Below are 17,871 nucleotides of genomic sequence, written 5' to 3' on the forward strand. Positions count from 1 at the left end.
GAGGCGCCCCCGGTCCCATCCGTGACGTGGAACCCAGCTGAAGTCCTCATGGACGACACCAGCGGGCTGTCCGCTCTCGAACTCCGACCCACTGGGGGTGACGACATCGTGCGGCAGCTCAACGAGGCTGCGAGACGGCCCCGCTGGGGCTGGATCGCTGCGATCGTCGCCTTCGTGATCGGGGCGGCACTCATGCCGTGGGGTCTCATTGTCTGGGCCCTCGCCATCCCCGGCTGCTGGTGGCTCTTCCTCCGTGACGGGCTGCGGAAGAACGTCGTCCTCTTCTACGACCTCGAGGGCAGCGCGGCTCTTTGGTTTGACCGCTTTGTCACCTCGTGGGATGCAACGTCGAGCAGCGACAAGCTGTGGCGAACCGTCCAGTCAGGCCAAGTCCAGACCACCTACCAGCACAAGGTCAACGCCGGCGTCGGGTCCATCGTCCAACGAGTCAACGCCGAGGCAAGGATCCAGCAGCCGAAGTACCTGTCCACGAACATCGACATCCCGACCATCCGGGCGGGAAAAGAGGTGCTCTATTTTCTGCCGGATCGGCTCCTGGTAGGTTCCGGCAAGCGCTACTCGGACGTCGGCTACCGGCACCTGACAGTGCAGCGCTCAGCGACCCGCTTCGTTGAACAACCCGGACACGTGCCGAAAGACACCCAGCTGATTGGCCAGACCTGGCAGTACGTCAACGTCAAGGGCGGCCCTGACCGGCGCTTCAAGAACAATCCAACCCTCCCCGTCGTGCAATACGGACAGCTCGACATCAGCACCGCGCAAGGCTTGTTCTGGAGCGTGCAGTCCTCACGTGTTTCCGCCCTCGATGAAGCTGGCTCACTCCTCGGGACCGCGCCTCGTTGACGCGAGTAGCTTGCTGCTGCGCGGACACAACTGCGCCAGTTCGGCGTAGCTGATGGCCGGCAGTAGTGAGTTGCAGCGGGTGTTGTGAACGTCCTTGGACTGGTACCTCCGCGTGATCAGGCGTAGCTCGGCTTAGCGCCGCCGCACCCCGAGCCCCACCACCGTGACCAGGTTCACCGCACTCCCCACCAAGAATCCCGTCGTCCCACCAGCGACCCCGGCGACCGGTCCGAGCACCGCCATGAGCCCAGCGCCGACGACGAACCCGGCGACCGAAGCCAGTGCGACCTGGCGTGAGCGTCCAGCGGCGAGCAGCAACGCCGCCGGCACGAGCCCGACGGTGAACACCCACACCGCGACCATCAGGTACCGCAGGTCGGCCACGGCAGCGGCACCCTCGGCGGGGTAGACGATCGGCAGGAACCATCCGGCGAGCAGGGCGACCAGGCCGAACACGACGGCGGAAGCAGCAGCGAACCCGACCACGAGCAGCAGCGCCCCACGAGATCGCAACGACCCACCATCGGTCCGGTGCGCGAACGCCGGCACGAGCACCTGGCCCAACGCCTGCCCGAGCATCGACGCCGGCGTCGCCAGGGTGAATGCGGCCGCGTAGACACCGGCGTCGTGCGCCGATGACGTCACCTGCGCCGAGATCATCGTCAACTGCAGCAACCCGTTCGAGGTCACCACCGCCAGCACGTTCCACGCTGCGAACCCGAGCACCCCGGCAGCGGGATCGCGCGATGCAGGGGCGAAGCCGTTGCCCCGCGGCCAGCACGCGATCGCGAACACCGTGTAGCCGACGGCCAGGGGCAGCAGCACGAAGGGCTCGAGGCGGGCGACGCACGCCACCACGAGCAACCCGAGCGCCAGCACGCTCGTCACCGAGTCCCACAGCGCGACCCGGGGCGCTCGGTCGTAGCCGAGCTGCGCGCCGCGGGCGTAGCAGTAGAGGCCGTAGCCGACGACGACCGCGGCACCACCGAGCACCATGCCGGGGCCGTTGCCCCAGGCCAGCGCGATCGGCACGGTGACCGCCGCGAGCACCACGCTCGACACCAGCATCGAGACCCCGAGCAGCCGGTTCACCGCGGCGTCCGAGCGCCGACCCCGCAGCGCGATCGCCAGGAACCGCGACGCGGTGTTGCCTGCGGCGTTGGGCCAGAGCAGCGCGACGAAGACCGAGAGCGACAGCAGGGCGGTGGTCTGCCCGAGGGCCTCGGTGCCGAACACCCGCCCGACGACGACGGTCACGAGCAGCTTCGCGACGCCCTGCACCCCGATGCCGACCGTGGCGAGCACGGCCGACGAAGCCACCGAGGACGACGGCGCCGCGGGAGAAGGCCCGGCAGCAGCGGGCCCGGCAGGAGATTCAGGCCCAGCAGGCGAAGACCCGCTCACCGCGCCAACGCCTGTTCCACCCAGCCGCGCCGGTGCGCCCGCACCCCGAGCGTCACCGCCCGGACCCCGATGTACCCGAGGGAGAACACCGCCCACAGCCCCGCGAGCGTCCCACCGGCCCACCACAGCAGCGGCAGGTACACGACCAGGTTCACGCCTCCGGCGATGGCCAGGTACCGCGCGTCCCCGGCACCGATCAGCACCCCGTCGAGCACGAAGACGTACCCGGCGACGGGCATCCCGACGGCGATGAGCACCAGCACGACGGGCAGGGCGTCCCGCACCGCCTGGGAGTCCGAGAACACCGGCCCGAGCACCCCGCTCACGGCCAGGGTCAGCACCCCGAGCAGCACACCGCCGGCGATCCCGAGCAGCACGAGCCGTCGCGTCACCAGTCGCACCCGCTCCGGGTCACGCCCGCCGAGCCCGTGGCCGACGAGCGCCTGCCCGGCGATGGCCAGGGCGTCGAGCGCGAACGCCAGCGTCGAGAACACGGTCAGTCCGACCTGGGTCGTCGCGAGTCCGGTGGTCCCGAGCCCGGCGGCGGCCCCGACGGTCGCGAGCATCGCGATCCGCAGCGACGCGGTCCGCAGGAACAGCCATGCTCCCGACCGCAGTGCCCGTGCGACGCCCGAGGCACCGGGTCGCAGCGGCGCCCCCGACGACCGAGCGGCCCGCACCGCGATGCGCACGTAGACGACGGCCATCGCCCACTGCACGATGACGGTGCCGGCGGCGGATCCCTCGACACCCCAGCCGGCGCCGTAGATCAGGACGGCGTTGAGCAGTCCGTTCGCGACGAACCCGACGGTCGCGACGACGAGCGGGGTCTTCGTGTCCTGCAGCCCACGCAGCAGTCCGGTCGAGGCGGTCACCACCAGGATGCCCGGCAGCCCGATCAGCGAGACGGTCAGGTACGCGGTCGCCGCGGCCGAGACCTCGGCCGAGGCGCCGAACAGGTCGACGAGCGGTCCGGCGAGCGGCCACCCGACCAGCGCCAGCAGCACCCCCAGCACGAGTGCGAGCCACATCCCGTCGATCCCGGCGTGCACGGCTCCCCGCCGGTCACCGCCGCCGAGTGCCCGCGCCACGGCCGGGGTCGTCGAGTACGCCAGGAACACCAGCAGCCCGGTCACCGTCGACAGCACGGCACTCGCGAGCCCGACGGCCGCCAGCGGCGTCGCCCCGAGGTGACCGACGAGCGCGGTGTCGGTGAGCAGGAACAGCGGCTCGACCACGAGCGCGCCGAGCGCCGGCACCGCCAGCCGCACGATGTCGCGGTCGACCGCGCGCCGTCCAGCGGTCACAGCGGGTCGGGTGGGTCGGTGCACCGACCCATTCTGTCGGCCATGCCGACCCGTCGTGGTCGGCGAGCGGTGTGGGCGCGACCCCGAGACGGACTGGAGGCCCGTGGCGGCGCCGCCACGGGCCTCCAGTCCGCCATCCCCAGGCCCTGATCGTGTCGCTATCGTGAGCGGGTGAAGCCGAGCAGACGCGAACGCCGTCTCCGCAACGTCCAGTCACTGATCCTCGTCGGGTCGATGTTCGGAGTGGTCGCCCTGGCAGGTCTTGCCGGCTGGCTCGGTGCCCCGCAGTGGGCGGTCCTGCCGTTCGTGAGCATCGGCTATCTCGTCTGCTGGCAGGTGACGCTCAGGGCGGTACGGCGTCGCCGAGCGCTGTGGAACGACCACGCCGAGCGCTCGCCCACCGGAACGGCGACCGAGACGGACGGGTGAATCGGGCACGGCGAACGCCCTCGTCCACGCCGCGGCGGAGCTGCGCGCTCGTCACTCGGGCAGGGTCAGGGACAGACCCATCCGCTCCCGAACGCCTCGTGCACGCGTCGGAGGGCTTCCGGGTTGCCCCACTCCTGCACGTGCGAGCAGTCGGCGTCCGCCCGGGCCGCGACGAGTCCCCAGTTGCCGACGTTCTGGTACGCGTAGTGGTCGCCCGACTCCGAGGTCGACGCGCCGCCGCCGCCCTGTTGCTCCGGCAGCTGGATCTGCTCGCCGTCGGGGAAGACGAGGGTCTGCCCGATCGGATCACAGGAGGGCAGTTCCTCGGTCCGCAGCGCCTGGACCTGCACCGGTGCCGCGGTCGAACAAGCCGACAGGGTGGCTTCGCCCGCGGTCAGCGTGAGGTACCCGTCTTCCTGGCCCTGATGGGTGCAGCTCGTGATCGACAGCGCAGCGACGAGGAGCAGCCCGGAGACGGCGGGTGTGCGGAGGTTCACGGGGACGAGTCTGCCGCTGATCTCGGTCGAGAGCCGATTCTGTAACGCTGGAGCCATGACCGGACACTCCAGAGTGTGAAGGACGAACAGGACGACAGCTCACTGTGGACACGGGCGGTCCACGATGACGGGGCTGCGTTCGCCGCGCTGTTCGACCGGCACCGACCGCGCATCTACCGGCGCGCGCTGACCTTGACGGCGAACGTGCACGACGCCGAGGACATCACGGCGGCGGCGTTCTACGAGCTCTGGCGCAAGCGCAAGAGCGTGACCCTCGTGGCGGGTTCCGTCGCGCCGTGGCTGCTGGTCACGACGGTCAACCTGACCCAGAACCACCGACGTGCAGCAGCCCGGTACCGGAAGCTCCTCGATGCGCTTCCACGAGACGAGTCCCTTGCTCCCGCCACGGATGCCGAGGACCTGGAGGCCCGCGAGCGGCTCAGGGCGACCATCCGCGGCCTCTCGCAGCAGGATGCAGCACTGCTGGTGCTCACCGGGGTCGAGGCGGTGCCGGTCTGGCAGGCAGCGCAGGCGGTCGGTCTCGAGCCACCGGCAGCGCGCGTGCGGCTGCACCGGATGCGCCAGCGCCTGCAACGTGACCTGCACGACCTCCGTCCCAGTGTCCGCAACGCACCGGAAGGCACCTCCTGATGACCAACGACATGCGCCCCGAAGCCGCTGCAGCCGTCCGCTCCGAGCTCGCGGCCATCGGTACCGGCCGGAGCGCCCTCCAGCGGCAGCAACGACGAGCACGCATCGCGATCTCCGTCGCTTCCGTCGCGGCGGTCGCGCTGACGACCAGCGCTGCCGCCCTGGTCGCAGCGGGACTGCCGGGGACCACGACGACCGCAGCCGTCGGGCACACGACCACTGCGACGCACACCGGCCCCGCCCGGATCGACATCGGTGCGGCGCCCGACGACGCCGGGGCCGTGATCGTCGACATCACGTGCCGCAACGACGTCGGCATGGTCCAGGTGCCCACCGTCGGGGGCGGCGCATCCGGTCTGAGTTGTCGGGACGAGGGGACCATGCGCGTCGTCGACGGGCGGTTGCCGAAGGACGGGACGACGACGTTCAGCATCGAGGCGTCCACGGGGACGACGTGGACGGCGACGCTGCAGTACGCCACCGCGGTCACGTCCGAGTGGGGGGTCAACGACAAGGGCCAGACCTACGGCGTGCCGAACGCCTCCGGTCACCCGGATCTCGTGCCGGGAACGGCGGACAACGGCCGCGAGGGCTGGGTCCTGTGGAGCGAGCCGGACGGCGGGAACGTCTACGAGTCCGACGGCACGACGGTGGTCGGGCACTGGACGGCGGGGGTCGCCGACGAGGTCCCGCTCGACCAGCGGTACGTCGACGACCTGAACGGCGTGCAGACCGCGACGCCGTCGCCCGGCTCGCCCCGTTGAACCGGGCACGAAGTGGGTGGGACCGGAGCGACCGTCTGGGGGGGCGTTCCGGTCCCACCCGCCCCGTGACGGACTGGAGGCCCGTGGCCGTGTCCGCCACGGGCCTCCAGTCCGGTGGTGCCACGTCGTCGGGCCGGACGCGCGTTCCGGGCGACCGCCCGCGTCAGTCGGTGCGCGGTTCGGCGGGGACGCCGCCGGTGGCGGCGTGGGCCGGGTCGGGGGCCTCGGTCGAGGGCTCGTCCGTGCCGCGGGCCCGACCGATCAGGTCCATCACGTGGTAGACGACGATCGCGGCGATCGTGCCGACGATGATGCCGCCGAAGCTGGCCTGGCCGAACCGGAACGTGAAGTCCGCGATGCCGATGATCAGGGCGATGCCCGCGGTCAACTGGTTCTTCGGCTTCGCGAAGTCGACGCGGTTCTCGACCCAGATGCGGATGCCGATGACGCCGATCAGGCCGTACAGGGCGGTGGTGGCGCCGCCGAGCACGCCGGCGGGGACGGAGGAGATGACGGCGCCGATCTTCGGCGACAGGCCGAGCAGGATCGCGGCGATGGCGGCGACCCAGTAGGCCGCCGTCGAGAAGACGCGGGTGGCGGCCATGACGCCGATGTTCTCGCCGTAGGTGGTGGTGGCGGAGCCGCCGCCGACGCCCGCGAGGACGGTCGAGACGCCGTCGGCCAGGAGTGCGCGACCGGTGAGCGGGGTGAGGTCACGGCCGGTGAGCTGTCCGACGCCCTTGACGTGACCGACGTTCTCGGCGACCAGTGCCAGGACGACCGGCACGAACGCCAGGTAGATCGCGAGCTGCGACGGGTCGAAGGCGGGAGCGGTGAACTCCGGCAGACCGATCCACGGTGCTGCGTCGACCTTCGAGAAGTCGACCTGGCCGCCGATGAGCGCCGCGACGTAGCCGACGAGCACACCGATGACGATCGACAGCCGGCCGATCAGGCCCTTGAACAGGACCGTGACCAGGATGATCGCCGCGAGGGTGATGAGCGCGATGACCGGGGCCGCCGTGAAATTGTCGCGGGCCGCCGGGGCCAGGTTGAAGCCGATCAGGGCGACGATCGCGCCGGACACCACCGGGGGCATCAGCCGGTCGATCCACCCGGCGCCGGCCAGGTGCACGACGAGCCCGACGATCGCCAGCAGCACGCCGACGACGATGATGCCGGACAGGGCGAGCGGGATGCCGCCGATCTTGGTCGCCGCGCCGATCGGGGCGATGAAGGCGAACGACGAGCCGAGGTAGCTCGGCAGGCGGTTGCCCGTGATGAGCAGGAACAGGATCGTGCCGATGCCGCTGAACAGCAGGGTCGTCGACGGCGGGAACCCGGTCAGCAGCGGCACCAGGAACGTGGCGCCGAACATCGCGACGACGTGCTGCACGCCGAGGCCGATCGTCCGGGGCCAGGTGAGCCGTTCATCGGGTGCCACGATCGTCGTCGCGGAGACGGTCTTGCCGTCTCCGTGCAGCTTCCACGGAAGTCCCATGCGATGACCGTACCGGCAGCCGTGTGCCGGTGACGACCCGGATCGGCCTGCCCCATGGGGTCGGTGGCTATCGTGGACCGCATGACCGACGTCGCACGTGCCTCCGGCATCCACACTGACGAACTCGACCCCGCGGTGCGCCCCCAGGACGACCTGTACCGCCACGTGAACGGGACCTGGATCGAGGCGACGCCGATCCCCGACGACAAGGCCCGGTACGGCTCCTTCACGGTGCTGGCCGAAGCCGCCGAGATCGCCGTGCGCGACATCATCGAGCGCTCGCAGCAGGCCGCCCCCGGCACCGAGGAGCGCAAGGTCGGTGACCTCTTCACCTCGTTCACCGACGAAGCGCGGCTCGAGGAGCTCGGCACCGCACCGATCGAGCACCTGCTCGCCGAGATCACCGCCATCGAGTCCGTGCCCGAGGTCATCGCCGCCGTCGGCCGCTTCGAGCGCCTCGGCCTGCCGAGCTTCCTGCAGCTCTTCGTCGACAACGACCCGGGCGACCCCGAGTCCTACGTCGTGTTCCTGGAGCAGTCCGGCCTCGGGCTGCCCGACGAGTCGTACTACCGCGAAGAGCGATTCGCCGACATCCGGACCAAGTACCGCGAGTTCGTCGCGGCGATGTTCCCGCTCGCCGGGTTCGACGACGGCGGGGCCCGCACCGAGCACGTCATCGCGCTCGAGACGGCGCTCGCCGCCCAGCACTGGGACAACGTGACCACCCGCGACAGCCAGAAGACCTACAACAAGCTGCCCTGGGCCGAGGTCGCCGCGCTCGCGAAGGGCGTCGACCTGCAGACCTGGTGGCAGGCCATCGACGCACCCGCCGGCGCCTTCGAGACCGTCGTGGTCCGCGAGCCCTCGTTCATCACGGGCCTGGCCGACCTGCTGAACGACCAGCCGCTCGAGGTCTGGAAGGACTGGCTGCGCTGGCAGGTCATCCGTGGCTCGGCCGCGTACCTGAACAGCGCGTTCTCGGCCACGAACTTCTCGTTCTACGGCACCGCACTCACCGGTGCGCCGAAGCAGCGCGAGCGCTGGAAGCGCGGCGTCTCGCTGGTCGAGGGTGCGATGGGGGAGGCCGTCGGCCGCATCTACGTGCAGGAGCACTTCGACGAGACGTCGAAGGCCAAGATGGACGACCTCGTCGCCAACCTGGTCGAGGCGTACCGGCAGAGCATCACGGCGCTCGACTGGATGACCGACGAGACCCGTGCCCGTGCGCTCGACAAGCTCGACAAGTTCACGCCGAAGATCGGCTACCCGGTGCGGTGGCGCGACTACTCGGCGCTGCCCGTCCGTGCCGACGACCTGGTCGCGAACGTCCGCGCCGTCGCCTCGTTCCAGGTCGACCGCGAGCTCGGCAAGATCGGCAAGCCGATCGACCGCGACGAGTGGTTCATGACCCCGCAGACGATCAACGCGTACTACAACCCCGGCTTCAACGAGATCGTGTTCCCGGCGGCGATCCTGCAGTTCCCGTTCTTCGACGCCGGTCGCGACGCCGCCGCGAACTACGGTGCGATCGGTGCCGTCATCGGCCACGAGATCGGCCACGGCTTCGACGACCAGGGGTCGCAGTACGACGGCGACGGCAAGCTCGAGAACTGGTGGACCGAGGCCGACCGCGCGGCGTTCGAGGAGCGCACGAAGGCCCTCATCGCCCAGTACGACGCCCTGGTGCCGACCGAGGTGCCCGACAGCCACGTGAACGGTGCCCTGACGATCGGCGAGAACATCGGTGACCTCGGTGGCCTGTCGATCGCGTGGAAGGCGTACCTGCTGTCGCTCGACGGCCAGGAGCCCCCGGTCGTCGACGGCCTCACCGGTGCGGAGCGCTTCTTGCTGAGCTGGGCACAGGCCTGGCGCATGGCGATCCGCCCGGAGGAGGCGGCTCGTCTGCTGAGCATCGACCCGCACTCGCCCAACGAGTTCCGCTGCAACCAGGTCGTGCGGAACATCGACGTCTGGTACGACACCTTCGGCGTGACCGAGCAGGACGCGATGTACCTCGACCCCGCCGAGCGCGTCGCGATCTGGTGATGACAGAGCCGGACGCGGCCCGGTCATCGCGCCGCCGGCGACCGGACGACCGCCCAGCAGGTGGCGGCCGCGGTCGTGGTCGGCACAGCGGCCGGTCCGACGACCGCTTCACCGCCACCACCGAGGCCCTCGGTGCTCTCGCGCTCGAGGGTGCCGGGGTCAGCGCCTCGGTGATCGACACCTCCAGCGGCAAGGCCCTGCTCGCGATCGACGACACCCTGGTGCAGCCGGTCGCGAGCCTGGGCCGGGTCCTGCTGCTGATCGAGGTCGCGGCGCAGCTGGAGGACGGCCGTCTGCACGGCGACCGCCTGCAGCGGATGGCACGGGACACCGCGACCGGTGCCGGCCTGTGGCAGTTCCTGCAGGAGCCGACCATGCAGGTACCCGACCTGGCGACCCTGGTCGGGGCCACCGCCGACGCCTGGGCCGTGAACGCGCTGCTGTCGACCGTGGGCATCGACGCCGTCCGGGAGCGCGCGGAGTCCCTGGGCATCGAGCGCACGGCGTTGATCGACCGCGTGCGGGACCGCCGCGGCCCGGACGACGCCCCCGACGCCTCCGTCGCGCCGACCGGGGAGCTGTCGTGGGTGATGCGCGGACTGGCGCTCGGCGAGGTCGTCGACGAGGCGGTGTCGAACCGGGTGCTCGGCTGGTTGTCCCTGGCGAGCGACCTGAACCTGGTCGCCGGGTCCTTCGGGCTCGACCCCCTGGCACACCGTGCGCTCGACCACGGGCTGCAGGTCGTTGCGGTCACCGGGTCGAGCACCGGCGTGCGGGCCGAGGCGGGGATCCTGAGGGGGCCCGGATCGTCGGTCAGCTACGCCGTGACGGTGACGTTCGACGACGCCTCGTTGCAGCGGCGGTTGGCCGTCGTCGAGGCGCTGCGGACCATGGGTACCGAGGTGCTCGAGGCCGTGCACGCTCCGGCGCGGCGCTGACCGCGCGCCCGGGCAACGCGCGAGGAGGATAGCCCTCCGACCGGTGCCCAGCGTCCGACGGGTACGAATCGGTGCGAGGCGCGACCTCCGCGCTCGGAAGGAAGTTCTTCGTGACCGAGATCACCGCCCACCACGGGCTCTTCAAGGACACCGACCTGCACGTCGACGACACCGGCGGCCCCGGGCGACCCGTCGTCCTCATCCACGGCTGGCCGCTGTCCGGCGAGTCGTGGAGCAAGCAGGTCCCCGCCTTCGCCGAGGCCGGCTACCGGGTCGTCACCTACGACCGCCGCGGGTTCGGTCGGAGCGACAAGCCGAAGACCGGCTACGACTACGACCACCTGACCGAGGACCTGCACACCGTCCTCACCGAGCTCGACCTGCAGGACGTCACGCTGGTCGGGTTCTCGATGGGCGGCGGCGAGGTCGCGCGCTACTTCACGAAGTACGGCACGGAACGGCTGCACAGCGTCGTCTTCGCTTCGGCCGTGCCGCCGTACCTGCTGCAGACCTCGGACAACCCGGACGGGCCGCTGCCGAAGGAGCAGGCCGCCGAGATGACCGCGGGCCTGACGAAGGACGAGGACGCCTTCTACGACCAGTTCACGACCGACTTCTTCTCGGTGGACGGCACCCTGGTCGTCTCCGAGGAGGACCGGCAGCAGGCGCTCGCCCTGGCGAAGCAGGCCTCGAAGCCGGCAGCGCTCGAGGCGATGGCGTCGTTCGCGAACACCGACTTCCGCGACGACCTGCCGAAGGTCACCGTGCCGACGCTCGTGATCCACGGTGACGGCGACGCAACCGTGCCGTTCGCGGGGTCCGGCGCCCGGACCCACGCCGCGATCGCGGGTTCCGAGCTGCACGTCGTCGCCGGCGGCCCGCACGGCGTCAACGTCAGCCACCCGGACGAGTGGAACCGCGTCGTCCTGCAGTTCCTGGCGAAGTAGCCACGCGACGACGGTGCCGCCGACCCCGGAGTCGGCGGCACCGCCGCGCCGCTACGACGTCGCCTGCCCCTCCGGCACGAACGCCTGCACGGACAGCAGCGAGGCATCGGCCGACGCGCACGCCTGGTAGTCCGTGTCCTTCACGAACAGGGACTGCTTCGAGCCGGGCGGGTACACGCGGAAGCCGTCCGGGGTCTGCGGCGAGCAGTCGCCCGCGGGGTAGTTCTCGGCCCGGACGATCTTGAGCGGGGCGACGGCGGTCTTGCCTGGAGCGAGTGTGACGGTCGGGTGCGGGGAACTCTTCTCCGCCACGGCCGCCGCTCCGATCTGCTTGCCGGTGCCACCCCCGACGAACGAGACCCCCGGCCACCCCTGCACCGTGCAGGTCGTCGACCCGGTGTTCTCGAGCACCAGGTGCACGATGACGCTGCCGGCGGCACCACCGCTGCCGGCCTCGATGCGTCCGGCGAGCGACGACGCCGCGCACCGGTCACCAGCAGACGAACCGGTGGCACCGGATCCGGAGGACGGTGCCGCCGAGGCGGACTCCTCGGACGACTGCGGCGTGGACGCCGACGCGGACGGCGACGGCGCGGGCGCCGTGACGGTCTCGGTGGCGGCGGGCTGCCCGTCCGAGGCGCACCCCGCCAGGGTCCCGACGGCGACGAGCCCGGTCACGACGAGCAGGAACTTCGATCGGCTGCTGCGTTGCATGGTGCACAGGCAACCACCGAACGCCGCATCCGGTTCGGTCGGCGTCCAGGGACCACGGGCACACTCCGAGGCAAGCAACCCGAGCAGCGGAGGTCGGACATGACGGGCAAGCACGAACAGGCACGAGGCGACGAGGGTCGCGCGGACGGGGTCGAACCCCGCGCCGGAGCCTTCACGGACAGCGAGATCCCGGGCGAGGAGCACGTCGAGTCGACGGAGCCCGTCGGCGAGTTCGTCTCGAGCGACATCCCCGGCGAGACGCGTCCGACCGGAACCGGACCCGACGGCGAGTACGTCGACTCGGACATCCCCGGCGAGGCCGAGCCGGCCCAGAACGGCGAGGTCGGGGAGTACACCGACACCGACAAGGCCTGACGAACCCGAGCGGAAGCGAGCCCATGCTCAAGGATGAGTAGTCATCCTTGAGCATGGGCTCCTCTGCGTCGTCGCTCTGCGCCTGACGGTCAGTCGATCAGCTCCGCCGCCACCAGGCGGCGGAGCGTCTCCACGCCAGCAGGCGGGCAGCGGTCCGCGTCGGCGGAGGTGACCCACTCGACCTCGTCCACCTCGGCCGAGGCGACGGGCGTGGCGGAGTCCAGCGGGCCTCCCGGCCGGACCAGGAAGAGCGTCATCGCGACCATGGTCCCCGGAGCCTGCCCGTGGGCGGGCTCGAGCACGACGCCGAACGGGTCGACGTCGTCGGCGGTGAGCCGCAGGCCGGTCTCCTCGTACGCTTCGCGCACGGCGGCCTCGACGTCGGTCTCGTGCGGCTCAGCCTTGCCGCCGGGCAGGTAGAGCACGTCGCGCGCCCGGGCGCGCACCATCAGGACACGTCGGTCACGCACCAGCAGCAGCGCACTCACGCGCAGCGTGGGTGGTTGCGAGCCTGTCTGGAGGCTCAGCTCGCGTCCGCCTGGTCGTCGCGGTCCGACGCGGTCGGGTCCAGTGCCGTGCGGTCGGCCAGCGGGACGACGGGCGACGGCAGCTCCGGCTCGGCCTCCGGCCGGACGCCGTACAGGGAGTCGATCGCCCCGACGAACTCCTCGCCGCGACCCGCGCGACCGAGCTCGCGAGCGCGGACCGAGGGACGGTGCAGCAGGACGCCGACCAGGTGCCGGAGCGCCCGCTCGGTGTGCTCGACGGACTCGCCGTCGGCGTCCGCGCGGCGCTTGGCCCGGTCGATCTCGTCGTCGAGGATGTCGAACACGTGCTTGCGGAACGCCACGAGCGCCGGGGTCGTCGACTGCTCCATCGCCTGGGCGCGGAACCGGGACACGGCGTCGTCGACCATCGCGCGGGCCTCGGACTCGGCGTTCAGCTCGGAGATCGGGGCGTGGATGCTGATCGTCTCGAGGTCGAGCAGTTCGACGCCGTCGACGCCGGCGGCTGCGGGGTCGACGTTGCGGGGGAGCCCGAGGTCGATGACGATGCGGCGCACCCCGTCGTCGAGGTCGGCCGGTGCGACGACCGGGACCTCGCTCGAGGTGCAGGTGATCAGGACGTCGCTCTCGCCGATGGCCTGGCGCAGGTCACGGGCGGCGACGAGGTCGTGCTTGGCGGCGAACCAGGGAGCGCGGCCCGAGGGTGAGAACACCTGGATGTTCGTGGCGCCACGGTCACGCAGGGCGGCGATGGTGGTGGCCGCGTAGCTGCCGGTGCCGACGAGCAGCACGCGGGTGCGGGCCCAGTCGGTGACCCGCGACGAGGCGAGCTCGAGGCCCAGGCGCACGAGCGACCGGCCGGCGGCGCCGATGCGGGTGCGGGTCTTGACGCCGCGCGAGGTGTGCGCAGCCTCTTGGAACAGGCGCTCGAGGTCCGAGGTGGTGGTGCCGTTCGACCGGGCGTCCTCGAGCGAGCGCCGGACCTGGCCGGAGATCTCGGTCTCGCCGACGACGACGGACTCGAGTCCGCTCGACACGGCGAACAGGTGCTGCACGACGTCCTTGCCGCCCAGCACGTTGACGGAGTCCAGGACCTCGGTGGCGTCCAGGTCGCTCGCGGCAGCCACGGCCTGCACGGTGGCGGAGACGGCGGAGTCGCTCTCGTCGCCCGCGATGTCGAGGTACGCCTCGAAGCGGTTGCAGGTCGCGAGGACCACTGCGCCGTCCAGGACGCCGGCATCCGTGACGAGTCGGCTGGCTGCCGCGGGTGCACCGATGCTCAGTCGCTCCAGGAGATCGAAGCTGGCGTTGCGATGCGACGCCGTGAGACAGATGAGCACGTAGTCAATGGTAACGCGCTCGATGGGAGAATCATCCGGTGACCGAAGCGACGACCACATCCCTCCCCGACTCCCACCCCCTGGCATCAGGGCGGACGAGTGGTTCCCGCCTGGTGCGGGCCCTGCGGGGTGACCGTCCGGAGACGCTCCCGGTCTGGTTCATGCGGCAGGCCGGACGGTCCCTGCCGGAGTACCGGGAGCTCCGGGTCGGCACAGCCATGCTCGACGCCTGTCTCGACCCGGAGATGGCGTCGGAGATCACCCTGCAGCCGGTCCGCCGGCACGGGGTCGACGCGGGCATCTTCTTCAGCGACATCGTCGTGCCGATCAAGCTCGCCGGTGTGGACGTCGAGATCGTCCCCGGTCGTGGCCCGGTGCTCTCGTCGCCGATCCGCACCCCCGCCGACGTCGACGCCCTCGAGCAGCTCGACCCCGCGGCCCTCGCCCCGATCGAGCAGGCCGTCCGGCGCACGGTCGAGCAGCTCGGCGACACCCCGCTGATCGGTTTCGCGGGGGCGCCGTTCACCCTCGCCGCCTACCTGGTCGAGGGCGGCCCGTCCAAGGACCACATCCGCGCCCGCACGCTCATGCACGCCGACCCCGAGACGTGGGCGCGGCTGCTCGCCTGGGCCGCCGAGGTGTCCGGGATGTTCCTCCGGGCACAGGTGCTCGCCGGGGCCTCGGCCGCGCAGCTCTTCGACTCGTGGGTCGGGTCGCTCTCCCGCGCCGACTACGTCCGCTCCGTCGCACCGCACTCCGCGCAGGCGATGTCGCACGTCGCCGAGCTCGGGGTGCCGCGCATCCACTTCGGTGTCGGCAGCGGCGAGGTCCTGGCCGACATGACGACCTTCGGCACGGACACCGTCGGCGTCGACGCGGTCGGGGTCGACTGGCGCCTGCCGCTCGACCAGGCGGTCCAGCGCGTCGGCACCGGTGTCAGCGTGCAGGGCAACATCGACCCGGCGATGCTCTCGGCGCCGTGGGGCGTCCTCGAAGCGCACGTCCGCGACGTCGTCCGTCGGGGCGGTGCCGCACGGGCCCACGTCGTGAACCTCGGCCACGGGGTCCCGCCCGAGACCGACCCGGACGTCCTGACCCGCGTGGTCGAGCTGGTCCACTCGCTCGGCGACGGCCGCGCGGACGACGGTGCAGCGCAGGACGGAGCCGGCGCGTGACCGACGTCGTCGTGGTCGGCGGCGGGATCGCCGGGCTCGTCACCGCCCGTGACCTCGCCAAGGGCGGCGCCCACGTGGTGCTCGTCGAGTCCTCGGGCGAGCTCGGGGGCATGATCCGGCGGCACACCGTCGGCGGGATCGACCTGGACATGGCGGCGGACTCGTTCGCCACCCGCACGGAGGCCGTCGGCCGCCTGGCGATCGAGCTCGGGCTCGGCAACGACGTCGTCGCCCCCGACCCGCGCGGCGCCTGGCTCATGACCCGCGACGGCCGGACCTCCCCGATCCCCGCGACCGGGCTCCTCGGCATCCCGAGCACCCCGATGGCCGCCGACGTGCTGGCCGTGGTCGGGCAGAAGGGCGGCCTGCGCGCCCAGATGGACTCGCTGCTGCCGGCACCGGTGGGTGCCAAGGCCTCCTCGCTCGGCGAACTCGTCCGCCGGCGCATGGGGGAGCGGGTGCTCGACGACCTCGTGGTGCCGATCGCCGGTGGCGTGCACTCCACCCACCCCGACCAGCTCGACCCCGACCGGGTGGCTCCGGGCCTGCGTGCCGCGCTGCTCCGCGAGGGGTCGCTCGCCCGGGCGGTCCTGTCACTCCGCGAACGCGCGGCCGCCGGCACCCCGGTGCAGGGGATCCGCGGTGGGACGGTGCGTCTGGTGGACGAGCTCGTCGCCGACATGGAGACCTACGGGGTGGACGTCCGGCTGCGCACCCGGGCGACCCGCATCGAGGCGCACGCGGTCGAGATCGTCGACGCCGACGGCACGACCGAACGGCTGCCGGCCCAGCACACCCTGTCCTCCGTCGCCGATCCGGAGCGCACCGCCGCCCCCGACCGGACGGGCATCCAGCTCGTCACGCTCGTCGTCGACCAGCCGGACCTCGACGCCGCCCCGCGTGGCACCGGGATGCTCGTGCACCCGGACGCGCAGGCGGTGTCGGCGAAGGCCCTCACACACGCGACGGTGAAGTGGCCGTGGCTGGCCGACGTTGCGGACGGACGCCACGTCCTGCGGCTGAGCTACGCGACCGCCGCGACGGACCCTGCGGGCGTCGCCACGAGCCTCCCGGTCGACCCGGCCGACCCCGTCGGCAGCCGCGCCCTGCAGGACGCGTCCACGCTGCTCGGCGTGCCGATCACGGCGGACCGCGTCAGCGGCGCCGCCCGTGTCGGCTGGTACGGACCGGACCTCGCCGCGGCCGGTCTGGCCGAGGGTGTCGTCGGCATCGGCGAGGCCTCGACCGGACGCGGCCTGGCGGGCATCATCGCCGCCGCTCGGAAGGCGGCCGACGAGATCCTCGCTTCCTGAGCGGACCCCGCAGCCCCTGAGGGCTACTGTTGGTGAGACCGCCGGACGTATTCCGTTCGGTGCATGACCACCGCACAACCAATGCACGGAGGAATCGCACATGCGCGGAAAGCTCCTGTTCGTCGCCGGCGCCGCACTCGGGTACGTCCTGGGATCGCGAGCCGGACGGGCGCGGTACGAGCAGATCAAGACCGTCAGCGGCAAGGTCTGGAACAGCAACGGCGTCCAGAAGGGCGTGCACGTCGCCGAGGACTTCATCGCCGACAAGACCCCGGACGTCGCCGAGTTCATCGGTGAGACGACCAAGAAGGCCGTCCGCAAGGTCGGCCAGAAGAAGGACACCACCACCTCATGACCGACACCCGCGATCGCAAGTCGCGTTCGCTGTTCGGCCTGGTCGGTGACGTCCCGAAGCTCGTCAAGGGCCTGGTCAAGGGCGAGATCGACCTGCTCAAGGCCGAGATGCTCGCGAAGGCGAAGATCTTCGGCCTCGCAGCCGGTCTGCTGGTCGGCGCGCTCGTCGTCGTGCTCTACGCGATCGGCGTCCTGCTGACAGCAGCCGTGATGGGCCTCGCGACCGTGATGCCGGCGTGGCTGGCCGCGCTGGTGGTGGCCGTGGTGATGCTGATCATCGCCGCGATCCTCGGTCTCGTCGGCTGGAAGCGCCTGAAGAAGGGCCTGCCGATCACGCCGAAGCGCACCATCGCCAGCGTCAAGGACGACATCAACGCGGTCAAGGGCCTCGGCAAGAAGCCGACCCCGCCGACGCAGTACGGCAGCCGCAAGCCGGACGTCGACGGCCGCTCCTGAGCGCCGACAGCCCCGACAGCCGCACCACCGACGGAGGAACCGTGACCGACCCGCACGACGATCTCGCTGCTCGCGTCGCCGCGACCCGCGCCCAGTTGTTCGACACCCTCGACGCGATCGAGGACAAGCTCAACGTCCCGAAGCAGATCGGGATCGCGGCGTCGAAGTTCAAGCGCGGCCTCGACGAGAAGCCGGTGCCCTACCTGGCCGGTCTCGCAGCCGGCGTGGCGGTGGTCGGGGGTATCGTCGTGATGGTGCTCCGACGGCGGTAGACCGCCCGAGCGCGGTCC

The 17,871-nt window shown here is 71.4% G+C and carries 20 protein-coding genes; 13 read left to right on the plus strand and 7 right to left on the minus strand.

Annotated elements, in window-relative coordinates; genetic code table 11:
• Nucleotides 1–48: 48 nt before the first annotated feature.
• Complete coding sequence (locus OE229_RS03215; RefSeq protein ID WP_262139717.1) at nucleotides 49–864, plus strand: hypothetical protein; 816 nt, start codon at nucleotides 49–51, stop codon at nucleotides 862–864.
• 132 nt (nucleotides 865–996) lie between these two features.
• On the opposite strand, the gene OE229_RS03220 is transcribed toward OE229_RS03215, so the two are convergent.
• Nucleotides 997–2,184 (minus strand): lipopolysaccharide biosynthesis protein, encoded by a 1,188-nt coding sequence (locus OE229_RS03220; RefSeq protein WP_262139719.1) that lies wholly within the window; start codon nucleotides 2,182–2,184, stop codon nucleotides 997–999.
• An 80-nt stretch (nucleotides 2,185–2,264) separates the two neighbouring features.
• Nucleotides 2,265–3,599: an MATE family efflux transporter gene (locus OE229_RS03225; protein WP_410007324.1), complete on the minus strand. Its 1,335-nt coding sequence runs from the start codon at nucleotides 3,597–3,599 to the stop codon at nucleotides 2,265–2,267.
• 147 nt (nucleotides 3,600–3,746) lie between these two features.
• On the opposite strand from OE229_RS03225, the gene OE229_RS03230 reads away from it, so the two are divergent.
• Nucleotides 3,747–4,004 carry a hypothetical protein gene (locus OE229_RS03230; RefSeq protein WP_209132636.1) on the plus strand — a complete coding sequence of 86 codons (258 nt, stop codon included), beginning with the start codon at nucleotides 3,747–3,749 and terminating at the stop codon, nucleotides 4,002–4,004.
• Nucleotides 4,005–4,069: 65 nt separating this feature from the next.
• Here the strand turns inward: OE229_RS03230 and OE229_RS03235 are convergent, their stop codons facing one another.
• Nucleotides 4,070–4,501 carry a hypothetical protein gene (locus OE229_RS03235; protein WP_262139720.1) on the minus strand — a complete coding sequence of 144 codons (432 nt, stop codon included), beginning with the start codon at nucleotides 4,499–4,501 and terminating at the stop codon, nucleotides 4,070–4,072.
• Between the two features lie 75 nt (nucleotides 4,502–4,576).
• Between OE229_RS03235 and OE229_RS03240 the strand changes: the two genes are divergently transcribed.
• Nucleotides 4,577–5,152 carry an RNA polymerase sigma factor gene (locus OE229_RS03240; protein WP_262139722.1) on the plus strand — a complete coding sequence of 192 codons (576 nt, stop codon included), beginning with the start codon at nucleotides 4,577–4,579 and terminating at the stop codon, nucleotides 5,150–5,152.
• Nucleotides 5,152–5,916 carry a hypothetical protein gene (locus tag OE229_RS03245; RefSeq protein WP_262139724.1) on the plus strand — a complete coding sequence of 255 codons (765 nt, stop codon included), beginning with the start codon at nucleotides 5,152–5,154 and terminating at the stop codon, nucleotides 5,914–5,916. The genes OE229_RS03240 and OE229_RS03245 overlap by 1 nt, the downstream gene beginning before the upstream one ends.
• A gap of 163 nt (nucleotides 5,917–6,079) precedes the next feature.
• Here OE229_RS03245 and OE229_RS03250 read toward each other — a convergent pair whose 3' ends face one another.
• On the minus strand, nucleotides 6,080–7,417 hold the full coding sequence (locus tag OE229_RS03250; RefSeq protein WP_262139725.1) for a uracil-xanthine permease family protein: 1,338 nt from the start codon (nucleotides 7,415–7,417) through the stop codon (nucleotides 6,080–6,082).
• Between the two features lie 81 nt (nucleotides 7,418–7,498).
• Here OE229_RS03250 and OE229_RS03255 point away from each other — a divergent pair, with 81 nt between their 5' ends.
• The 3 genes from OE229_RS03255 (at nucleotide 7,499) to OE229_RS03265 (ending at nucleotide 11,348) form a co-directional block, all read left to right on the plus strand.
• Nucleotides 7,499–9,463 carry a M13 family metallopeptidase gene (locus tag OE229_RS03255; RefSeq protein WP_262139726.1) on the plus strand — a complete coding sequence of 655 codons (1,965 nt, stop codon included), beginning with the start codon at nucleotides 7,499–7,501 and terminating at the stop codon, nucleotides 9,461–9,463.
• Entirely contained in the window at nucleotides 9,463–10,401 is a 939-nt protein-coding gene (locus OE229_RS03260) for a serine hydrolase (protein WP_182064224.1), read from the plus strand. Before OE229_RS03255 ends, OE229_RS03260 begins: the two co-directional genes overlap by 1 nt.
• 110 nt (nucleotides 10,402–10,511) lie before the next feature.
• On the plus strand, nucleotides 10,512–11,348 hold the full coding sequence (locus OE229_RS03265) for an alpha/beta fold hydrolase (RefSeq protein ID WP_209132642.1): 837 nt from the start codon (nucleotides 10,512–10,514) through the stop codon (nucleotides 11,346–11,348).
• A 51-nt stretch (nucleotides 11,349–11,399) separates the two neighbouring features.
• Here OE229_RS03265 and OE229_RS03270 read toward each other — a convergent pair whose 3' ends face one another.
• Entirely contained in the window at nucleotides 11,400–12,062 is a 663-nt protein-coding gene (locus OE229_RS03270; RefSeq protein ID WP_259578555.1) for a DUF4232 domain-containing protein, read from the minus strand.
• Nucleotides 12,063–12,161: 99 nt separating this feature from the next.
• Between OE229_RS03270 and OE229_RS03275 the strand changes: the two genes are divergently transcribed.
• Nucleotides 12,162–12,437: a hypothetical protein gene (locus OE229_RS03275; protein WP_071404469.1), complete on the plus strand. Its 276-nt coding sequence runs from the start codon at nucleotides 12,162–12,164 to the stop codon at nucleotides 12,435–12,437.
• An 89-nt stretch (nucleotides 12,438–12,526) separates the two neighbouring features.
• On the opposite strand, the gene OE229_RS03280 is transcribed toward OE229_RS03275, so the two are convergent.
• Nucleotides 12,527–12,925 (minus strand): NUDIX hydrolase, encoded by a 399-nt coding sequence (locus OE229_RS03280; RefSeq protein WP_083404464.1) that lies wholly within the window; start codon nucleotides 12,923–12,925, stop codon nucleotides 12,527–12,529.
• 35 nt (nucleotides 12,926–12,960) lie between these two features.
• Entirely contained in the window at nucleotides 12,961–14,283 is a 1,323-nt protein-coding gene (locus OE229_RS03285; protein ID WP_209132649.1) for a glutamyl-tRNA reductase, read from the minus strand.
• Nucleotides 14,284–14,321: 38 nt separating this feature from the next.
• Between OE229_RS03285 and hemE the strand changes: the two genes are divergently transcribed.
• From hemE to OE229_RS03310, 5 genes are all read left to right on the plus strand, one after another.
• Nucleotides 14,322–15,458, plus strand: a complete 1,137-nt coding sequence (hemE, locus tag OE229_RS03290; RefSeq protein WP_182064231.1) for a uroporphyrinogen decarboxylase — start codon at nucleotides 14,322–14,324, stop codon at nucleotides 15,456–15,458.
• Nucleotides 15,455–16,771 (plus strand): protoporphyrinogen/coproporphyrinogen oxidase, encoded by a 1,317-nt coding sequence (locus tag OE229_RS03295; protein WP_262139728.1) that lies wholly within the window; start codon nucleotides 15,455–15,457, stop codon nucleotides 16,769–16,771. The genes hemE and OE229_RS03295 overlap by 4 nt, the downstream gene beginning before the upstream one ends.
• A gap of 100 nt (nucleotides 16,772–16,871) precedes the next feature.
• Nucleotides 16,872–17,126, plus strand: a complete 255-nt coding sequence (locus OE229_RS03300) for a hypothetical protein (RefSeq protein ID WP_017887727.1) — start codon at nucleotides 16,872–16,874, stop codon at nucleotides 17,124–17,126.
• The gene (locus OE229_RS03305) at nucleotides 17,123–17,581 is read left to right on the plus strand and encodes a phage holin family protein (protein ID WP_071248880.1); all 459 of its coding nucleotides are present in this window, start codon (nucleotides 17,123–17,125) and stop codon (nucleotides 17,579–17,581) included. Before OE229_RS03300 ends, OE229_RS03305 begins: the two co-directional genes overlap by 4 nt.
• A 41-nt stretch (nucleotides 17,582–17,622) precedes the next feature.
• Nucleotides 17,623–17,853, plus strand: a complete 231-nt coding sequence (locus OE229_RS03310) for a DUF3618 domain-containing protein (protein WP_027467026.1) — start codon at nucleotides 17,623–17,625, stop codon at nucleotides 17,851–17,853.
• The last annotated feature ends 18 nt before the right edge of the window (nucleotides 17,854–17,871 follow it).

Origin of the sequence: Curtobacterium poinsettiae, from assembly GCF_025677645.1 — a bacterium.
GTDB lineage: Bacteria > Actinomycetota > Actinomycetes > Actinomycetales > Microbacteriaceae > Curtobacterium > Curtobacterium poinsettiae_A.

Coding starts and splice junctions, on each gene's coding strand:
- OE229_RS03215 (WP_262139717.1), top strand. CDS start 49: ATGGACGACACCAGCGGGCTGTCCGCTCTCGAACTCCGACCCACTGGG.
- OE229_RS03245 (WP_262139724.1), top strand. CDS start 5,152: ATGACCAACGACATGCGCCCCGAAGCCGCTGCAGCCGTCCGCTCCGAG.
- OE229_RS03250 (WP_262139725.1), bottom strand. CDS start 7,417: ATGGGACTTCCGTGGAAGCTGCACGGAGACGGCAAGACCGTCTCCGCG.
- OE229_RS03255 (WP_262139726.1), top strand. CDS start 7,499: ATGACCGACGTCGCACGTGCCTCCGGCATCCACACTGACGAACTCGAC.
- OE229_RS03260 (WP_182064224.1), top strand. CDS start 9,463: ATGACAGAGCCGGACGCGGCCCGGTCATCGCGCCGCCGGCGACCGGAC.
- OE229_RS03270 (WP_259578555.1), bottom strand. CDS start 12,062: ATGCAACGCAGCAGCCGATCGAAGTTCCTGCTCGTCGTGACCGGGCTC.
- OE229_RS03275 (WP_071404469.1), top strand. CDS start 12,162: ATGACGGGCAAGCACGAACAGGCACGAGGCGACGAGGGTCGCGCGGAC.
- OE229_RS03300 (WP_017887727.1), top strand. CDS start 16,872: ATGCGCGGAAAGCTCCTGTTCGTCGCCGGCGCCGCACTCGGGTACGTC.
- OE229_RS03305 (WP_071248880.1), top strand. CDS start 17,123: ATGACCGACACCCGCGATCGCAAGTCGCGTTCGCTGTTCGGCCTGGTC.